Source organism: Flavobacterium sp. RSP49 (assembly GCF_003968735.1).
In the GTDB taxonomy this organism is placed as follows: domain Bacteria; phylum Bacteroidota; class Bacteroidia; order Flavobacteriales; family Flavobacteriaceae; genus Flavobacterium.
Genome location: NZ_RYDN01000008.1, coordinates 79,608 through 100,291, shown reverse-complemented (window position 1 = coordinate 100,291; position 20,684 = coordinate 79,608). Strand labels below are relative to the sequence as shown.

The following is a 20,684-nucleotide window of genomic DNA, read 5'->3' as shown; positions in this document are numbered from 1 at the left end:
TTTAAATTAATATTGAAAACTATTTATTAACCTTTAATCGCATTTCAATTCAGTAGAATTCCATTAATTTGATAAAATTCAAATTCAAACACCTTGAAAAAAAGAAAAGTCGAGTTAGTGGTGATTTCTGATGTACATCTGGGGACTTATGGAAGTCATGCTAAAGAACTTTATAATTATTTATCTGCAATTAAACCTAAAATTTTAGTCTTAAATGGAGATATTATTGATGTATGGCAATTTAGAAAATCCTATTTTCCCAAAGCGCATTTAAAGGTTATCCAAAAAATCATCAGTTTTGCTTCAAAGGGAACAAAAGTCTATTATATTACTGGAAATCATGATGAAATGCTCCGAAAGTTTAGCGATATGAGTATGGGTAATTTTGCATTGGTGGACAAGTTAGTCTTGGATCTTGATAACAAAAAAGCCTGGATATTTCACGGTGATGTCTTTGATGCTTCCGTACAACACTCAAAATGGATTGCAAAATTAGGCGGTTTAGGATATGATTATCTGATACTTTTGAATCGATTTGTAAATTGGTGCTTATCAAAAATAGGGAAAGAGCCCTACTCTTTTTCTAAACAAATAAAGGCTGGTGTAAAAAAGGCAGTAAAGCACATTTCGGATTTTGAAAAAACAGCCACGGAACTCGCCATCGAAAACAACTACGATTATGTAATTTGCGGTCATATTCACGAGCCAAAAATAATCAAAAAAGAGAATAAAAACGGAGCTACTTTGTATTTGAATTCCGGGGATTGGGTGGAGAATTTAACCGCATTGGAATACAATAAAAAACGTTGGAAATTATTTCACTACTCAGAAACTAATTATGCTGAAGATGAAAATCTTTTTGAGATGGAGGATTTAATCAGTACTCAGTATGTTACACCTGCTATTTTCTTTAAAAAAACTATTTTAGATTAATGGTGGTTTTATATCAAAAGTGTGAATTATGAAACATTTACAATTAATTTTGTAAATTTAATCTCAAAGTTAGTAATATCTTTGTATTTATAAAAATTTACTTATGAAAAAAATTATTTTATCGGTTATAATGCTAATTGGATTAGCATTCACCTCACAAGCACAAGAGATTTCAAAAAATGCACTCGGCCTTCGTTTTGGTGACAGTGGTGGTTTTGGTACTGAAATAACCTACCAAAGAGGTTTAGGCGATAACAATCGTTTAGAATTAGACTTAGGTTGGAGAAACAGAAATAATTATAGAAACGATAATTATGATGACAATGCGCTTAAATTAACTGCTTTGTACCAATGGGTATGGAATATTGATGGCGGATTCAACTGGTATGCAGGTGTTGGTGGTGGTGTAGGAACTTACAATAGAGATTATTATAATAATGATATAAATTATAATAATGGCGCTTTCGCATTTGTTGCCGGAGATATAGGTATCGAATATAATTTTGATATTCCTTTGTTAATCTCTTTAGATTTCAGACCAGAGTTTGGTGGTAGCGACTATTACAGAAACAATTACGGTTCTGATGTAGCTTTAGCTCTTAAATACCAATTCTAATATTTTAAAAAGAATAAAAAAATGCTACTAGAAATAGTGGCATTTTTTATTTTAAAAGAATCTCTTTCTTGGAATTTATTTTCACAACACAAAAAGGAGTCGTAAAGGCTTGTGTCACCATACTACCCGGCTCAGGATTTGTTTCTTGAACTGTTATAATTATATTTTTATCCGTTTCAATTACCTTATCAATTCCTATGGCATATCCGCCAGTGGTTTTCTCTCCCATATTCAAAACAACAAAATTAGCATTCAGAATATCATTAGCATTAATCTTATTTTTTAAGTTTTCATCATTCTGCAGCATTTTAATTTCCCTTGGTTCAGAAAGAATCTCAAAAAAACGGATACTAGCTCCACCATTAGTTTGCTGAGTCAAAACTTCATATAGCGCTGTAGTGGCATCTGTACTTTTTAAAGAAACGCTACCGCAGGAAACGACAGTTATAGCAAGGAACGACAGCATTACTTTTTTCATTTTTATGTTTTTACATTTAATAATTTCAAAAATAATTCCTGTGTGTCTATAAGTATTTATTAATGGCTTTTTGATATAACTCTTCGTAAAGGGGCAAAATATTTTTTATGTCAAATTGTTTGGCAACAGCTAATGCGTTTTCTTTAAATTTAGCAAGCGTCAAATCATCTTTTAGAATTTTCAATGCGTTTTGAGCCATTTCCTCTGTATTTCCTACATCACTTAAATAGCCGGAAATGCCTTCAAAATTAACTTCGGGTAAACCGCCTGAATTACTAGAGATAACAGGAACTTTACACGCCATAGCTTCAAGGGCTGCCAAACCAAAACTTTCTGTTTCAGATGGGAGTAAAAACAAGTCAGTTAAGCACAAAATCTTATCAATTTCGTTGCTGTTACCAAAAAAGATTACCTTGTCTAGTATACCCAATTCCTGACATAAATATTCTGCTTTTTCTTTTTCAGGGCCATCACCAACCATCATCAATTTAGCCGGAATCTCTTTTTGAATATTATAGAAAATTTTAATGACATCCGGAATTCGTTTTACTTTTCTAAAATTACTGATGTGCGTTATAATTCGTTCATTTTCCTTGGCCATGACTGAACGTTGACAAGGATTGTTCAGGTCATTTGTATTTTTATTTAATTCAATAAAATTAGGAATAACCTCAATTTCATTTTTTATATTGAATAATTTAAGCGTGTCGTCTTTTAAACTTTGGGATACTGAGGTAACAAAATCTGATTTATTGATACTAAAAGTGACTGCTGGCTTATAAAACGGATGATTCCCTACCAAGGTGATGTCTGTTCCGTGTAATGTTGTCACCATTGGAATATCAATGCCTTCGTCTTTCAGCATTTGTTTTGCCATATAGCCCGCATAGGCATGAGGAATAGCATAATGTACATGAAGCAATTCTATTTTATATAATTTTACCATATCGACTAATTTGCTCGATAAGGCCAATTCATACGGTTGGTAATGAAACAATGGATATTCAGGCACATTTACTTCGTGGTAATGCACATTTGGACTTAAAAGTGCCAAACGTACGGGCTGACTGTAAGTTATGAAATGTATTTCATGCCCGCGACGAGCCAATTCCAGTCCTAATTCTGTAGCGACAACACCACTACCTCCAAAGGTAGGATAACAAACTATTGCAATTTTCATGTATGTAATTTAATGAAACGAAATTAAGAAAAATAGGAATGTGTTTTATGGAATTTTAAGTTAAATGCAATACAAATTTAAAATTTCATTCGCTGAATTCGAACGGCATTTAAAATCGCCAATAAGGCCACCCCCACATCTGCAAAAACCGCCTCCCACATAGAGGCAAGTCCAGCAGCTCCCAGAATGAGAACTATTAGTTTTACGGAAAAAGCCAATCCAATATTTTGCCAAACGATTTGTTTTGTTTTTTTTCCAATGATGATAGCGGTAAAAATCTTAGTGGGCTGGTCATTTTGAATGACAATATCAGCCGTTTCAATAGTAGCATCGCTTCCTAAACCACCCATAGCAATTCCCGCATCTGCCAGAGCAATGACTGGAGCATCATTTACTCCGTCTCCAACAAATGCAACTTTTAATTTTTGGTTTAAAAGTGCGCTTACTTTATTGACTTTATCTTCCGGCAGCAAATTTCCGTAAGCTTCATCAATATTTAATTCTTTGGCTACAGCCAAAACTACCGCTTGATTGTCACCAGAAAGCAATATTGTTTTGATGTTTATTTTATGTAAACTTTCAATAGCCGCTTTTGCATCTTCTTTTATTTCATCGGCAACAAGAAAATAACCTGTATATTTTTGATTGATGGCAACTACAACAATAGTGTACGGAATAGCATCAAGATCCGTGTCATAATCAATATGGAATTTTTTCATCAGTTTAGGACTTCCCACCAAGATTTCATTTCCATCTACAACACATTGCAAGCCAAGGCCTGGAATCTCAGTGAAATTAGAAACAACAATTTCATTTTTAGGATTTTTGGCAAATTCTACTATTGCGGAACCAACCGGATGCGTCGATTTAGCTTCAATTGCTGCAGTATAGTTAACTAAATCAGACTCCAGAATTCCTATCGACACTACTTTCTGAACTTTAAAAACGCCTTTGGTTAAAGTCCCTGTTTTATCCATCACCACTACCTGAATAGCTGCCATAGTATCCAGAAATGTAGATCCTTTAAACAATATTCCGTTTTTACTTGCGGCGCCAATTCCGCCAAAATACCCTAACGGAATGGAAATCACCAAGGCACACGGACAGGAAACCACCAAGAACAGTAAGGCTCTGTAAAGCCATTCCTTAAATATATACGTTTCTGCAAATAAGATTGGCACTACACATATAGCAATAGCGAGATACACTATTATTGGCGTGTATATTTTAGCAAACTTCCTAATAAATAATTCTGTTGGTGCTTTTTTAGCAGTGGCATCCTGCGCCATCTGGAGGATTTTAGATAATTTGCTGTCCGTAAATGCAGTAGTCACTTCTACTTGAGCAATAGAAGTGCCATTGATCATTCCGGCAAGAATTGTATCTCCTTTTGACTTAGAATCCGGTTTGCTTTCGCCTGTTAATGCAGCAGTATTGAAAGTGGCATAATCCGAAAGCAACATTCCATCTAATGCTAATTTTTCTCCGGGTTTTAATTCTATGACAGCTCCAATAGTCACTTCCGACGCTTTAATTGCAATCACATTTTGTCCCATTACAACGTTTGCAACATCAGGTCTTTGATCCAGTAATAATTTTATATTTAATTTTGCTCTTTTAACGGCGAGCATTTGGAATAATTCACCAATGGAGTAAAATAACATGACAGCCACTCCTTCGGCATATTGACCAATTCCAAACGCACCTAATGTAGCTATTCCCATTAGAAAAAATTCAGAAAAAATAGCTCCTTTACCAATGCTAGCGTAAGCTTCTTTCAAAACTGGAAGCCCTACCGGAATGTAAGCTGCAACATACCAAACGATTCGAAACCAACCATTAAACCAAGATTGAGGAAAGTAATTATCAAACAATAAAGCAATCAGCAATCCTATAAAACTAATTATAGATGGTAAAAACATTCTGAGGGTGCTTTCATTTCCGTTAGAATGATCGTGATCATGGTCATGTCCAGTATCATTTTCAGTATCATTATCTGACGAACAACATCGGGTTTCTATATTAATTGTTTTATTTTTTTCTAATGAGCAGCAATCCGTTTGGTGACTAGTTTTATGTTTATGGGTCATAATTACAATCTATTTGAGATTTTAAAATTACAAATTATTGTTCAGAAAGGTCTCGGCTTCTATTTATTAAAAACCTAAATACGCTAAACTCATTTAGAATCTTAATCAATAATCGCTTCATAAATTACCCTTTGGATATCTTCCCGAATATTTTCTTTCGATAATCTATTTTCACTTGCAATTGGGAAAGTTCTATTAGATAAAAACACATAAACAATTTGCGTTTCAGGATCAGCCCAAGCCATTGTACCTGTATAACCAGTGTGACCAAAACTCGTCATTGAAGCACAACCGCACGTAGGTCCTACAGCACCTAATTGTGGTTTATCAAAGCCCACTCCTCTCCTATTTCCGGCGGCACAAAAATAGCACGTATTGAAATCATCAAATGTTTTTTCAGAAAAATATTGCCGGTTTCCATAATTTCCTTTTTGTAAATAAAGTTCCATTATTTTAGCCACATCCATAGCATTCGAAAAAACACCTGCGTGACCTGAAACCCCACCTTCTAAAGCAGCGGACAAATCATTGACATACCCTTGTAAAAGTTGACGACGGAAATAGGTATCTGTTTCCGTTGGCGGAATTCTGTTTTTATCAAATTTAGTCAATGGATTGAAACTTGAATTGTTCATCCCGAGTGAACGATAGAAATTTTCTTGAATTAAAACATCTAATGGTTTACCCGTTGTCTTTTCTAAATAATCCTTCAGAATCATAAAAGTAAGATCACTGTATTTGTATTCTTTTTTTAATGACAGTTTACTCTCAACAATCATTTTCATAATTGTGTCACTAAAATCATTTCGTATAAAAAGACTGTCTCCTAGTTTTTTCGAAAACTGCTCTTCAGCAATTTTTCTAAAATAAACATCAGAAGGAGATTGCGATTTATTCATTGTAGCCTTGTAAAATGGTATTCCTGCTGCTAAACCTGCATAATGAGACAATAAATCCTTGAAATTAATATTTGCCTTATTGGAATCTTTAAAAATAGGAGACATTGATCCTAATGGTGTTTCCAAATTTATTTTTTGCTGATCGTATTGCTGCATCACATTAGGCAATGTAGCTATAATTTTCGTTAATGAGGCAACATCATAAATATCGGAGTCTTGCACTTTAATCGTTCTATCATACGTATGATGACCGAATGATTTTTGATAAATAACTTTTCCTTTTCTGGCTACCAATACCTGAATTCCAGGAGTCATTTTAGCGTCAATTGCTTTAGTAGCAATACTGTCAATTTTTGATAAAATCGTTGAATTCATCCCAACATTTTCTGGCGTTGTGAATCCCAGCCGATTCAATTTTTCTGTTGGCAAACCATCATTTACATTAAAACTAGTATTGATAGAAACCGGTAATTTCCCTTTGGCCTCAATAGCCCCAAAAATTAGTTCTGCCGAAACGACCTGTGAAACTGCACTATTTTGATAAGAAACAACTAAACCTTCAATATCTTCAAAATTTATAATTGGTAATAAAGCGTATGGTTTTGCAAAAACATCCAGAATTACAGTATTATTTTGGGCTATAAATTTAATTTTTGCCAACTCATCCAATCTTAGATCATGATTACTAAAAGCAACATCTGATTTGTGATAACCAATGATTACGGTTGTAAAAGGGTGTAATTTCACTTGAAGACTATCCAAATTCACATCTGAAATCACAGTTACTTCAGTGTATTTTTTTAAAGTTGAAACAAAAACATCATTGTTGTCATCTCCCATTTTTACATAAGCGATTTTTTGTTTGTCCAAATTTTTAATCGGCAAAACAGCAGCCGTGTTTTTTAGAACGGTAATTGCATTTTCATACAACTCATAGTGTAAAGCTTCATTTTCAACTGAATTCAAATCGGTGTATAAATTTTCAGTGGCAATTGGTTTAAAATTATTCAAATTCGCTTTGTACTTGAATTTCAGAATTTTTTTTACGGAAAAAGCCAATCGTTCCTCCGTAAATAAATTTATAGAATACGCAAATTTAAATTTCTCAATAGCAGCAGGAACATTTTCAGGAAACAGCAGCACGTCATTACCGGCTATAAAAGCTTCAAAATTGATTTCACTGGGTAATTTAAATTCGCTTACACTTTTCATATTCAAAGCATCTGTAAAAATAAGTCCTTTGAAACCCAATTCTTTCTGAAGAATATCAGTAACCACATTATAGGAAATTGAGGAAGGAAAATCAGGTCTTGGTTCTATGCTGGGAACGTCTAAATGGGCTACCATAACGGACGAAAGTCCTTCATGAAACATTTTTTTGTAAGGATAAAACGCTAAGTCTTGTAATTGTTCTTTTGAGGAATTTATGGTCGGTAATTTTTTATGAGAATCCGTATCCGTATCGCCATGTCCCGGAAAATGCTTTCCTGTTGAAAATATGCCTTGACTTTGCACCCCTTTCATCAAAGCAATAGCATGTGCTGTAACCTTGAATTTATCTTCACCAAAAGAACGAAAACCTATGATAGGATTTTTAGGATTGGAGTTGATGTCAAGAATTGGAGCAAAGTTAAATTGCAATCCCAATCGCTTGCTTTGTTGTCCTATTTGAACACCTACTTTCTCCAATAATTTCATGTCTTGGATGGCTCCAAGAGTCATATTCCAGGGATAACTGTAGGTAGAGTCCAATCTCATACCCAAACCCCATTCCGCATCACTACCAATAAACAATGGAGTTTTTGACTTGGATTGAAAACGGTTGGTTAATTTTGCCTGACGAACAGGCCCACCTTGAAAGAAAATTAATCCTCCAATTTTATGATCTGTTATGAGTGTATCAATAGCTTTAATATGCGCCGAATCTTTATTGGAATAAGCGGCAACCATAAACAATTGTCCAAATTTTTCCTCTAAAGTCATTGCGCTGTAAACACTATCAACCCATTTGTTGCCTTGAGGAGACAACTTAAAAAGTGTGGGCGTATTACTTAAAGCAATACTGTCTAAATTTTCAATTTTGGACGGAATGTTGGTTACAATTACTTTATTCTTATTTGTTTTTGTACCAACACAACCAACAGCAATAAAAAGAAATAAAACATAAAAAAAACTATTTCTGATGCTTATCTTTTTCATCTGACTATTTTGTTTAAAAAAAACGACTGTGCCAGCTATCAATGGCAGGAACTTCCCAGGATTCATTGTATTCTTCTATATTATTAACTAAATTATTGAAAACGATGGTATTTTCAGTAACCGCTTTATCTTTTACCATTTTCTTGAAATCAATCAACGGCTTGTGTGCTATATGTTCTCCAAGTTTGAAGGTAACGTTCATTTTATCCAATAAATCTACGGTATATTTTTGTTCTAAATTTTGAATAAATTCTACAGAGGAATCTATAGAGCATCCTGTTGCAGCTTGTACATCCTGATTTACGGCAATAATGATAAACCGGTTGTATTTTAATTGGTACGAGGATTCTAGACTAGTACCATGCGCAGCCCAACCTTCCAGAAAAGATTGCAAGGCGCTTTCTATTTCAGAAAATTCGGAATCCGAAAATTTTCTGTTTGATTGATAAATCCAGATTTTAGATTCTTCGGGTAAATTTTCAAATGGAACGTACATACGATTTTAGATTTGTGATTTTAGATTGTAGATTTATGAAGTTAGGTGTAATAAATTATAGAGCATTGCTGATTCCTAAAACACTGAATACTAAAGATCCTGCGCATTAGCAATTAGTTCCGCAATATCCATCACTTTTACTTCGCCTTCTTTTTCTTTATTTTTAATACCGTCAGTCATCATGGTATTACAAAAAGGACAGCCTGCGGCAATAATTTCTGGTTTTGTTTCTAATGCCTCCTCGGTTCTTTCGATATTGACTTCCTTATTTCCAGGTTCAGCATCTTTAAACATTTGGGCTCCACCTGCACCGCAACATAAACCGTTAGCTTTAGAACGCTTCATTTCAACTAATTCAGCATCCAATTTAAGAATCAATTCTCTTGGTGCTTCATACACATTATTAGCTCTGCCTAAATAGCATGGATCGTGAAAAGTAATTCGTTTACCCTTGAATTGTCCACCTTCAATGGTCAGCCTTCCGTCATCTAACAAGGATTTCAAAAACTCCGTGTGGTGAACCACTTCATATTTTCCGCCTAATTCCGGATATTCATTTTTTAGTGTATTGAAACAATGTGGACAAGCGGTAACAATTTTTTTAGCTTCGTATGCATTCAAAACCTCAATATTCATCATGGCCTGCATTTGAAACAAAAACTCATTACCAGCTCTTTTGGCAGGATCACCTGTACAGCTTTCTTCAGTACCTAAAACGGCAAAAGGAACATTAGCCCGATTTAAAATCCGAACAAAAGCCTTCGTTATTTTCTTCGCTCTATCGTCAAAACTTCCTGCACAACCCACCCAAAATAAAACTTCTGGTTGTTTCCCTTGAGCTAACATTTCGGCCATGGTAGGCACTATTAAATTCTCTGACATACTATCTTGTTGATTCGGTTAATTGCTTATTTGGTTAATGACAAAATCTTCATTTGTAAATCGGTTATTCGTTAAACAAATAACCAATTAAACAGTGACGCGATTTAACACCTATTCGTTTTTCCAATTCAATCGGTCTTGCTGATTGTATTGCCATGGCGCACCGTTATTCTCTATATTAGTCATCATGGCGTTTATTGGCATTGGTGCCGCACTTTGTTCCATTACTAAATAGCGACGCATATCCATAATAATTGAAAGCGGGCTAATGTTTACAGGACATTCTTCCACGCACGCATTACAAGAAGTGCATGCCCAAAGCTCTTCTGGTGTGATGTAATCGTTTAATAATGTTTTGTTGTCCGGAATAAAAACACCTTTATTGGCATCAATATTTCTTCCTACTTCTTCCATTCGATCCCTGGTATCCATCATGATTTTACGTGGAGACAATTTTTTTCCTGTAATATTCGCTGGACAAGATGACGTACAACGACCACATTCCGTACAGGTATACGCATTCAATAATTGAACCCAGTTTAAGTCCTGAATATCGCTGGCACCAAATTTACTTGGAACTGCGTTGTCATCCACTGGTGCTGCCGCAAAAGGATCAGCATTAGGATCCATCATTAACTTCACTTCTTTAGTAACGGATTCTAAATTGTCAAATTGTCCTTGCGGATTTAGATTTGCAAAATACGTATTTGGGAATGCTAAGAGAATATGTAAATGTTTTGAAAAATACAAATAATTCATAAAAATTAAGATACCCACAATATGCACCCACCAGAATATCTCTGACAGCAACATTACCAATTCATTTGACATTCCGTTAAAGATAGGTTCAATAAATTGACTGATCGGAAACCAACCGGCTTTTATAAAATGAGAAAAACCTCCGGGGACATTTTGTAAATGCAAATCAGAAGCGTTCATCAATAAAAATAATGTCATAAGAACCACCTCAAAATACAAGATATAGTTTGCATCATTTTTTGGCCAGCCTTTTAAATCAGAGCTTACAAATCTTTTCAATTTGATGGCATTTCTTCTGCTCCAAAAAGCAAAAACTGCTACTAAAACTAAAAAAGCTAAAATTTCGAAAGAAGCAATCAGCACATCATACGTAGTTCCTAAAAAAGCAAAAACACGATGTGTCCCAAAAAGTCCGTCGATAATAATTTCTAGCAATTCAATATTTATAATTATAAAACCCACATAGACAATAATATGCAATGCTCCAGCGATAGGTTTTTTGACCATTTTTGATTGACCAAGAGCTATCATGGCCATATTAATCCAGCGCGCTTTTGGATTATCAAAGCGATTTACATCCGTTCCAAGATTGATATTTCGTCTGATTTTTTTAACACTGTTGAAAAAATAACCAAAACCAATTACCAATATAACGGCAAATAAAATGTTGTCTAAGTAGCTCATAATTGCTATTTTATTTCATTAGATATAGAATCATTTACAGGACCTACATACGGTTTATTTTTCTTTCCAAATAAAGAAATATTGACATATCGAGTGGGATAAAGTCTAATATCTTGCAATAATAATTCTAATTCTTTTGTGGCGTTTTTTATGTTTTGGTAGAAAGCCTCGTCGTTTAGCAATTTACCCATAGAACCTTTCCCAGATTCTAAACCACTCATAATACCATCAACTCTTCCTAGAGTTGCATTGAGATTTTTTACCGTTTTTCCAAGATCGGCTTTATTCAAGGAATCTGATATTTTAGAAAAATTACCCGATATTTTAGAAAAATTGCTAACGACTCCGTTGATTTGTGCTTTATTCGTTTCTAATAAAGTATTGACATTTAAGGACACTTTATGAAATTGTTCAATGGTTTTGCTCAATTCAGCTAGAGTGAGTTTTAAATCCTGCTGCCCTTTTTGATCCAGAACGTTATTAAAACCGGAAATTAATTTATCCGTGCTTAACAATAGTTTTTCTAGTTTTTCCTGAAGAGGTGCTAATTGATCGCCTACTTTATCAGTAAGTCCTAATTGCACTCCGCCTTGCAATTTCTGACCATCAAGTGCCAAGCTTTTATCTTTAAAATTAGGGATAATTGCAATTTGTTTTCCTCCAATAAATCCTGGCTCATAAATAGAAGCCCTACTGGATTTAGAAATAGGAAAATCAGTTTTCAATTGCAATTCAACTAATAATAGTCCTGTGTTTTCATTTATGGTAATACTATTTACTTTACCAACCACCAAACCGTTCAGGGTAACAGGTGAGGATGTGGCTAGGCCTTCAACACTTTTATATTCTACATAAAATGTTTTATAATTTGTGAAAAGATCTCTTCCTTTCAAAAAACTATAGCCCCAAATAAATAATAAAATAGAGGCAATTACTAAGATAGCCGTTTTAATTTCTCGTGTTATTTTCAAAATTCAAATATTTTTTACAAATTTAATGTAAAATATTTTAAGTTGTGGTTATTATTTAAGAGCTTATTCCACACTTATTTTTTCTCCAACATTAAATGCAATTAAGTGTCCGGACGTATCTTTTTAGGTTTAACCATATCGATTTTTTTTGCTAAATAATAATCTGATATTTAGATTTATAGCTAATACTAATGATCCTGTCATCAGCCAACAGTAGAAGCGCTTCAGACACTTTGAAATTAGATACGTAAAATTTTCTATTTTATAAAACCCGTTATAGTTTTACTAATACATTATTTTGCGATGAACTTCTTGAACATCGTACGCATTTTTAGATCTGTTTTTTTAACTTTAATATTGTCGTAAGCGCATTTGCTTTTCAACAAAACTATTGTGCAAATTTACTGGGTTTTTACCGCCGTGACCGCATTAAAATAAAATAAATCGGTCTGAGAAAAAAAGTTCAACAAGACCAACAAAAATTCTTTTAGAATTGCGAATTTGCTCGTATTATTTTCGAAATAAAACTTATTTTTTTAATCAATACTACTATAGCACTTGTTATTTAATCGCTTCTTGAATGCTTACTTTTTCTCCATTTTTAAAAGCGATCAAAAAAGCAGTATCATATCCTTTCTCTTTTGCCTCTGTTAATTGCTTTCTTGCTTCATCGTAATCCGTTGTTTCTCCATACATATATTTGTAGACTCTATTTTCATAGGCAACAGAGATATTTTTTAATCCTTTAAAATTTCTAGGCAGGAGCGCTACTTTTTTGATACTAGCCAAAAGTTGCACTTTGAATGAGATTTTAGTATTATCGATTGCTTTTTTAGTTTCAATAACTTGAAGGTTTGTTTTTGATTTTAAAGGCGTTGCAGTATCCTTAACTTGTTTTTCAATAATTTTTTGCGAAGGCTTTACTTCAAATGCTTCCGATTCTCCACTTCCAAAATATTCTTTTTTATAATCGATTATGGCTCCTGCAATGGCTTTGGCAATTTCGTTCTGGCCTTCTTCTGAATTCAATCTATTTCCTTCAGTCGGATTAGAAATAAACCCCATTTCTATCAATACTCGTGGCATGTAGGCTTTATGAAGCACCATAAATGGCGCTTGTTTAACTCCTCCTCCACGTATTTTTTTTCCTAAATCTGCAAAAGCATCTTCTACCTTACTGGCCAGTGAGATACTGTTGTCTAAATATTCTTCCTGCATCAAGGTCATCCCAATCATAGTTTCCGGAGAGTTTGGATCAAATCCTTCATATTTTTGTTTGTAATCTTTTTCTAGAGTAATTACAGAATTCTCTTTTTTAGCCGCTTCTAGGTTAGAGGCTATTTTACTTAAACCCATCACGTAGGTTTCTGTGCCATCGGCAGCGGTATTTCTGTTGGCATTACAATGAATTGACACAAAAATATTAGCATTAAATCTGTTAGCAATATTGGCTCTTTCAATTAAGTCAATAAAAACATCTGTTTTTCGTGTAAAATTCACATCAATTTGTGGAGTAGCTTCTAATAACTTACCAACTTTTAGAACGACAGCCAAAGCTATGTTTTTTTCTATTCGTCCTTCATATACAGCACCAAAATCATGATCGCCATGCCCCGCATCAAGTGTTACCTTAAAAACATTAGATTGACAAAAGGCTGATAGCGATACTACCGTCATCAAAAAAGTTATTATAATTTTAATTTTATAGGTGTTGTGCATAAAGCTATAAGTTAATTTAATTAGAAGACTAAGGGTATAAATTTATTTATTTGACTATTTTTGACAAAAATTTATATGTAAGTTTGACATCTCAAAAAACAGGCCATAATTTTACAAAAATAGCATTTAAACCTTTGCATACAAACTTATTTAATATCGTTTTATTATCAATCTTCCTATCCTTAGGGTCTGGAAAATTATATTCTCAAGATATATCAAAAAAAAAGACGGCCATTTCCGTTATTAAACAAATAGATAGTACTACTTTAGAAACTATCAAAAAGGTTCCTACTGTTACAACTATTACAAAAGAGAAGGATTCAATACAAAAAGACAGTATAAAGCCTAAAAAAGCATTTCTGGACGGAAAGGTAAAATACAAAGCCGATCAATATGCAAAAATTGATCAAAAGAAAAAGCTCATTACTTTGTATGATAATGCAGAATTGTATTATCAAGACATTGAATTGAAGTCTGGTATAATTGTAATGAATTATGAAAAAAATGAAGTTTATGCCGGTCGCATCAAGGATTCTACAGGAGCATATACACAGTTTCCAAATTTCAAACAGGGCACTAATGTTATTGAACCTGATTCTATCCGATTTAATTTTAAAACAAAAAAAGCTTTAATTTGGAACTCACGATCAGATCAAGGCGAATTCAAAATAAAAGCAACGCAGACCAAAAAAGAAAATGATTCTGTTTATTTTTTAAAAGGAGCCCGTTTTACTACTTCAAAAGATGTAGACAATCCTGAATATTATTTTCAAACCAGCAAAGTAAAATTTATTCCAGGCAAAAAAGTAGTTACGGGATTGACCAATATGGTTATTGCAAATGTTCCTACTCCAATTGCATTACCTTTTGCTTTTTTTCCAATGAGCCAAGAAACCAGCATTTCAGGATTAATTTTACCGAGCTATAACGACTCCAACAACCGAGGGTTTTCCTTGCAAAATTTAGGGTATTATTTTGCCTTGAGTGATAATTATGATTTAACCGTATTAGGCGATTATTATACTAATGGTAGTTACGGGTTGCGTTTTGAATCCAGTTATGCCAAAAGATACAACTATAGAGGGAACTTAAACATTCGATTTGAAAACTTAATTACCAGCGAAAGAGGCTACCCTGATTACTTAAAACAAAATATTTACAACATCCAATGGTCCCATTCCAAAGACACTAAATCGAATCCTAATTCTAGTTTTTCGGCCTCTGTAAATCTTGGAAGTAGTAAATATTTTCAACAATCTATCAATCAGATAAATATTGGTTCAAATCTAAACAATACTTTAAGTTCTTCTGTGTCGTATTCAAAAACATTCACTTCAATTCCACAAGTTAGAATGTCATTGACAGCAACCCACTCGCAAAATACACAAACCGAAGAAATCAATATGACACTACCTACACTACAACTGAGTGTGGATCGGATTTATCCTTTTGTAGGCAAAGACGGCATAAAAAAAGGTTTTTTCAAGAACATCAATTTACAATATAATCTGAATGGCCGAAACAGCATAGTTACTACCGATTCTTTATTCTTCAAGCCACAAATGTTCCGGGATGCAAAAATTGGTTTCCAACACAGTATTCCGTTAAGCACCAATTTTAAATTATTTAAATATTTCAGTGCGTCTACATCCGTAAATTATGACGAAATTTGGTATACCAAAACAATTGAAAGAAGTTTTGACCAAGACCAAAGCGCCGTAGTCGATAAAACGGTCAATGGCTTTGATGCCTTTAGAACCTATTCCTTCTCCTCTAGTCTAGGAACCACTATTTATGGAACTTTTAACTTTGGTGAAAACAAAAAGATAAAATCGATTCGGCACGTAATGAGACCATCTGTTTCGTATGGATACACCCCTAGTTTCGAAAAATATTATGACACCTACGCATCCGATGCAACCGGGACAATGACAAAACAATATTCCAGATTTGAAAGTGGGATCTTTGGAGCCCCCGGATTGAATAATTCGAATTCGTTAGGATTTGATTTGAGCAACACTTTTGAGGCAAAGGTCACTGATAGCGATAGCACCAAGGTTGAACCTAAAAAAATAATGCTGCTGAATAACTTAAATCTATCTACCAGCTATAATTTAGATGCAGATGGTGTCAACTCATTAGCTTTTGCGCCGATACGAGTTAGTGGAGGTACCCAACTTTTTCAAAATAAAATGAATGTCAATTTTGGCGCAACGTTAGATCCCTACGCGATTGATAACTCCGGAAACCGAATTAATGTCTTTAATATTAACAACGGTGGCAGCCTTTTTAGAATGACAAGTTCTAATATGACTTTAAATTACTCTATTTCCAGTAAAGGAAATGATAAAAAAGAAAAAGACACAAATGAACAAAGTCGAAGAAATGGGGGGCGTGGAGATGATCTTTTTGGTACCAATACGGACTTAGGAGACAACCGAAGAAGTCAGTTTGACGAAGAAGAGGAAGATGATGGAGAAGATAAAATTTCTGAGTTTTTTAATTCGAAATTACCGTGGGATATGACCTTTGCCTATTCTTTGACCTATGGAAACAATAATAGAGAGAATCAAATCATTGGTAACTCAATAATGATTTCAGCTAATGCTGATATCACTCCAAAATGGAAAGCAGGAATATCAACAGGGTACGATTTTGTTCAAAAAGGAGTTACCTTTACCCAGCTTCGTTTTGAAAGGGATTTATTAAGCTGGAGAATGGATTTTAACTGGTCTCCATTTGGTGATAATGCAAACTGGGGATTCTTCATTGGAATAAAATCAGGCGTGCTCAGCGACATCAAATGGGACAAACGAAGTACTATAAACCGGTAATTAGGCCAAGAGACTTTTAAATTAAATTGAATTACATTAAATAGAACGTATGAAAAAGATAATTTTTACAGAAAATGCTCCTGCACCAATTGGCCCGTACAACCAAGCAGTACTAAAAGGAAATACACTGTATGCATCAGGTCAAATTGCAATAAATCCAGTAACTGGAACGCTAGTTCTTGATTCAATCGAAGCCGAAACGGAACAAGTCATGCAAAATATGAAAGCAGTTCTGGAAGCCGCCGGAATGACATTTGAAAACATAGTGAAAACCACAATCTTTATTATGGATATGACCGATTTCGGGAAAATAAATACGGTTTATGGTTCCTATTTTAACGAACAAACTGCTCCGGCACGGGAAACAGTTCAAGTGGCCTGTTTGCCAAAAAATGTTAATATTGAAATCTCAATGATCGCTATTCTTTAGTACTTGTTTTCCGCTTTCATTATTAATGCAAGAATAACCGTTTGAAACGATTTCAGAATGCCCGTTATCAGTTGATTACAAATTAAAAAACCACTGTTAATTTACTTTAGAACAAGTAAATTAATAGTGGTTTTTTAATAAAATTGAATTCTGAAAAACTATTTATTTGCAATATGATATGCAATTAAACCATCTATAGGTCGTCGCAATACATTGCCTAATTGCAACTCATATTTGTCAAATATTTCTTGCAGCTCTTCTTTGAGATAAAAGGCTATGGACCCCACAAAATGAACTGGAATTTCTTTGCAGTTATCGTATTGTTTTATGTAATTTTTCACAAAAGATTTCATTCCTTTGAAAATAATTTTTCTGCAGAACTCCGTTTCTTTGTGCTGAATCAGGAACTTCGCAAAAGTCGCTAAATACGCATTTGGATTGGCTTCTTTGTACAATTTGCTTTTTATAGCATCTGGATCAAGGTTGTATTCTTTCTCGAATTCAACTTCCAGTTCTTTTGGCATTTTATTAAAATAATACTTTCTAATAAGCTCTTTTCCAAAAACATTTCCACTGCAATCATCCATGGCGATATATCCCAATGACTGTACTTTTTGATGGAGTTCTTTGCCATCAAAATAACTGCAGTTTGATCCGGTCCCCAGGATAGAAACAATTGCTTTTTCTCCCTTTGGAGTCGTTGCATAAACGGCTGCATAGGTATCTTCTTTGACATCTATAATAGCATTAGGAAAATACTTTTGAAAAACCTGAGACAGTGCAATTTTCATTCTTTCAGTGCCACAACCTGCTCCATAAAAAAACAAATGGGTTGCATTTTTCTTGTTTTGCAAAATATCAAAACGATCATTTAAGCGTTCAATAATTTCATCTTCTTCAAGTACTTCAGGATTCAATCCTAAGGTTTGAGTTGTAAACAATATTTTACCATTTGTATCTATTGCAATCCAATCGGCTTTGGTAGAACCACTATCAACTATTAATCTCATTTTTTTCTGGTTTTTGGTTTTGTTGTTATATTTCCTAATACTTTCATAAAGGAGGGTATTAAAAAAATATAAATGAAAAAGGGAATAAAAAATAAAGTCCCGTTACTAAAAAGATAACGGGACTTCGCAAATATAATTAATTATTTTAAACCTGCAATATGTACTGATAAATCGATCAATTTGCTTGAATAACCATACTCATTATCATACCAAGATACAATTTTGAAAAAAGTAGAATTCAAACCAATTCCTGCATTAGCATCCACAATTGAAGTACGGGGATCCGAAACGAAATCTTGTGATACTACAGCATCTTCGGTATATCCTAAAACACCTTTCATAGTGGTTTCAGAAGCTGTTTTTAGAACAGCCATGATTTCTTCGTAGGTTGTTTCTTTTGCTAATTTAACGGTCAAATCTACTACTGAAACATCTACAGTAGGAACACGCATAGACATCCCTGTTAGTTTTCCGTTCAATTCCGGAATCACTTTACCTACTGCTTTTGCAGCACCTGTACTAGATGGAATCATGTTGACTAATGCTGATCTACCGCCACGGAAATCTTTTCTTGATGGTCCGTCATTTGTCATTTGAGTTGAAGTTGTTGCATGAATAGTAGTCATCAAACCTTCAACAATTCCAAAATTATCATTGATTACTTTGGCCAAAGGAGCCAAACAATTTGTAGTACAAGAAGCATTAGAAACCACTGTATCTGAAGCTAACGCTTTATCATGGTTTACACCCATTACAAACATTGGCGCATCAGCAGAAGGTGCAGAAATGATTACTTTTTTGGCACCACCTTTGATGTGCTCGTTTGCAGTTTCAATAGTTGTAAAAAAACCAGTACATTCAGCAACTACATCTACATCAACTTCATTCCATTTTAAATCCGCTGGATTTCTTTCAGCTGTAATACGAATGTTTTTTCCGTTTACAAAAAGTTTTCCTTCTTTTACTTCTACAGTTCCATTGAAACGACCGTGTACTGAATCATATTTTAATAAGTAAGCTAAATGATCTACATCTAATAAATCGTTAATTGCAACTACTTCTACATTATCTCTATTATAAGATTCTCTAAAAACTATTCTTCCTATTCTCCCAAAACCGTTTATTCCTAATTTTACTTTTGACATTTTACTTTAATTTTTATTTATTTAAATATTAACGGTTTCTAAAGTCTACTTTACTCGCTGTAAACTTTAATCCCTCTATGTAGACATTATGTCTGAAACTCTTAATAATTCTCTATCAATTTCTGTTTTACCTTTAATAGCTTGTTCCAGAGGTGTCAATATAACAGTATCGTTCTGTAATCCTACCATGAACTTTGACTTGCCTTCCAGCAAAGATTCAACTGCTTTTACACCTAATCTACTAGCAAGAACCCGATCAAAACAAGAAGGGGAACCACCACGTTGCATGTGACCCAGAACAGAAACTCTAACATCATATTCTGGTAAATTAGCTTCTACGTAATCTTTTAATTCAAATACGTTTTTTCCTATTTTATCTCCTTCTGCTATTACAACAATGCTGGATGATTTACCAGAAGCCTTACTTTTTTGCAGGGATTCTAACAATCGCTCTAATCCTAAATCTTCTTCTGGAATCAGAATTTCTTCGGCACCGGCACCAATACCGGCATTCAAAGCGATGTGACCGGCATCTCTACCCATCACTTCTACAAAGAATAAACGATTGTGTGAACTTGCGGTATCTCTAATTTTATCAATGACATCCACAACGGTATTCAAAGCGGTATCATATCCTAAAGTATGGGTGGTCCCAAAAATATCGTTATCAATAGTTCCCGGAATTCCCATTACTGGAAAATCAAATTCATTATTGAACAACAAACCACCGGTAAAAGTACCGTCGCCCCCTATTACTACTAGAGCATCTATTCCTGCTTTAATCAGGTTATCGTGTGCTTTTTTTCTTCCTTCTGGAGTTTTAAATTCTAAAGAACGTGCTGACTTCAAAATTGTCCCTCCTTTGTTAACAATGTTGTTTACGCTACGAGGTCCCATTTCTTTGAAGTCGCCTTCAATCATTCCCTGATATCCTCTGTATATTCCTATACATTCAATAGCATGATACGCACATGTCCGAACAACGGATCTAATTGCTGCATTCATACCTGGTGAGTCTCCTCCCGAAGTAAGAACACCAACTTTTTTTATTGTTTTTGGCATTATTTAAGTATTAAAGTGTAAAATTAGCAAACATTCAGCACTTACAGAGCCGTGTTTTTTATAAATTAGTTTAGCAACCAAAATTCAAACGTTTTCGTTAATAAGTTTTCGAAAAATCAAAATAAAACGAATTTTATTTAACAAAATAAAAAAATAATGAATTTTTATTTGATAATTAACAATTTAAGCGTTTTTATGATTGTTTTATGACAATGATCCATTACGTATTTACAAATGAGGAATTAAAAAAAAACGCCTTTGTGGTAAGTCTGAAATTTCTTTAATTAGTACTGAATC

The 20,684-nt window shown here is 33.9% G+C and carries 16 protein-coding genes; 4 read left to right on the top strand and 12 right to left on the bottom strand.

Annotated elements, in window-relative coordinates; all coding sequences use genetic code 11:
- Positions 1-93: 93 nt before the first annotated feature.
- Both EKM02_RS06450 and EKM02_RS06445 read left to right on the top strand, forming a co-directional pair.
- Positions 94-933: a UDP-2,3-diacylglucosamine diphosphatase gene (locus tag EKM02_RS06450; protein WP_126453379.1), complete on the top strand. Its 840-nt coding sequence runs from the start codon at positions 94-96 to the stop codon at positions 931-933.
- A 103-nt stretch (positions 934-1,036) separates the two neighbouring features.
- A complete protein-coding gene (locus EKM02_RS06445) occupies positions 1,037-1,549 on the top strand; it encodes a hypothetical protein (protein WP_126453376.1) in 513 nt (170 codons plus the stop codon).
- 46 nt (positions 1,550-1,595) lie between these two features.
- On the opposite strand, the gene EKM02_RS06440 is transcribed toward EKM02_RS06445, so the two are convergent.
- The 9 genes from EKM02_RS06440 to EKM02_RS06400 all read right to left on the bottom strand — a co-directional run bounded on the left by EKM02_RS06440 (position 1,596) and on the right by EKM02_RS06400 (position 13,906).
- The gene (locus tag EKM02_RS06440; RefSeq protein ID WP_126453373.1) at positions 1,596-2,027 is read right to left on the bottom strand and encodes a protease complex subunit PrcB family protein; all 432 of its coding nucleotides are present in this window, start codon (positions 2,025-2,027) and stop codon (positions 1,596-1,598) included.
- A gap of 46 nt (positions 2,028-2,073) precedes the next feature.
- Positions 2,074-3,207 (bottom strand): N-acetyl-alpha-D-glucosaminyl L-malate synthase BshA, encoded by a 1,134-nt coding sequence (gene bshA / locus EKM02_RS06435; protein ID WP_126453370.1) that lies wholly within the window; start codon positions 3,205-3,207, stop codon positions 2,074-2,076.
- Positions 3,208-3,284: 77 nt separating this feature from the next.
- A complete protein-coding gene (locus EKM02_RS06430; protein ID WP_126453367.1) occupies positions 3,285-5,297 on the bottom strand; it encodes a heavy metal translocating P-type ATPase in 2,013 nt (670 codons plus the stop codon).
- 101 nt (positions 5,298-5,398) lie between these two features.
- A complete protein-coding gene (locus EKM02_RS06425; RefSeq protein WP_126453364.1) occupies positions 5,399-8,395 on the bottom strand; it encodes a glycoside hydrolase family 3 N-terminal domain-containing protein in 2,997 nt (998 codons plus the stop codon).
- A gap of 13 nt (positions 8,396-8,408) precedes the next feature.
- Complete coding sequence (locus EKM02_RS06420; RefSeq protein WP_126453360.1) at positions 8,409-8,891, bottom strand: ABC transporter ATPase; 483 nt, start codon at positions 8,889-8,891, stop codon at positions 8,409-8,411.
- A 90-nt stretch (positions 8,892-8,981) separates the two neighbouring features.
- Positions 8,982-9,773 carry a (Fe-S)-binding protein gene (locus EKM02_RS06415; protein WP_126453357.1) on the bottom strand — a complete coding sequence of 264 codons (792 nt, stop codon included), beginning with the start codon at positions 9,771-9,773 and terminating at the stop codon, positions 8,982-8,984.
- A 111-nt stretch (positions 9,774-9,884) separates the two neighbouring features.
- Positions 9,885-11,216, bottom strand: coding sequence for a (Fe-S)-binding protein (locus tag EKM02_RS06410; protein ID WP_126453354.1), 1,332 nt, complete (start codon positions 11,214-11,216; stop codon positions 9,885-9,887).
- 5 nt (positions 11,217-11,221) lie between these two features.
- Positions 11,222-12,187, bottom strand: a complete 966-nt coding sequence (locus EKM02_RS06405; RefSeq protein WP_126453351.1) for an MlaD family protein — start codon at positions 12,185-12,187, stop codon at positions 11,222-11,224.
- Positions 12,188-12,748: 561 nt separating this feature from the next.
- Entirely contained in the window at positions 12,749-13,906 is a 1,158-nt protein-coding gene (locus EKM02_RS06400; RefSeq protein ID WP_126453349.1) for an N-acetylmuramoyl-L-alanine amidase, read from the bottom strand.
- Positions 13,907-13,989: 83 nt separating this feature from the next.
- On the opposite strand from EKM02_RS06400, the gene EKM02_RS06395 reads away from it, so the two are divergent.
- Together EKM02_RS06395 and EKM02_RS06390 are read left to right on the top strand one after the other, a co-directional pair.
- Positions 13,990-16,740, top strand: coding sequence for a putative LPS assembly protein LptD (locus EKM02_RS06395; RefSeq protein ID WP_126453346.1), 2,751 nt, complete (start codon positions 13,990-13,992; stop codon positions 16,738-16,740).
- Positions 16,741-16,789: 49 nt separating this feature from the next.
- Positions 16,790-17,170 carry a RidA family protein gene (locus EKM02_RS06390; RefSeq protein ID WP_126453343.1) on the top strand — a complete coding sequence of 127 codons (381 nt, stop codon included), beginning with the start codon at positions 16,790-16,792 and terminating at the stop codon, positions 17,168-17,170.
- Positions 17,171-17,328: 158 nt separating this feature from the next.
- On the opposite strand, the gene EKM02_RS06385 is transcribed toward EKM02_RS06390, so the two are convergent.
- The 3 genes from EKM02_RS06385 to pfkA all read right to left on the bottom strand — a co-directional run bounded on the left by EKM02_RS06385 (position 17,329) and on the right by pfkA (position 20,387).
- Complete coding sequence (locus tag EKM02_RS06385) at positions 17,329-18,180, bottom strand: N-acetylglucosamine kinase (RefSeq protein WP_126453340.1); 852 nt, start codon at positions 18,178-18,180, stop codon at positions 17,329-17,331.
- A 140-nt stretch (positions 18,181-18,320) separates the two neighbouring features.
- Positions 18,321-19,325, bottom strand: coding sequence for a type I glyceraldehyde-3-phosphate dehydrogenase (gap, locus tag EKM02_RS06380; RefSeq protein ID WP_126453337.1), 1,005 nt, complete (start codon positions 19,323-19,325; stop codon positions 18,321-18,323).
- Positions 19,326-19,400: 75 nt separating this feature from the next.
- The gene (pfkA, locus tag EKM02_RS06375; RefSeq protein WP_126453334.1) at positions 19,401-20,387 is read right to left on the bottom strand and encodes a 6-phosphofructokinase; all 987 of its coding nucleotides are present in this window, start codon (positions 20,385-20,387) and stop codon (positions 19,401-19,403) included.
- Positions 20,388-20,684: the final 297 nt, after the last annotated feature.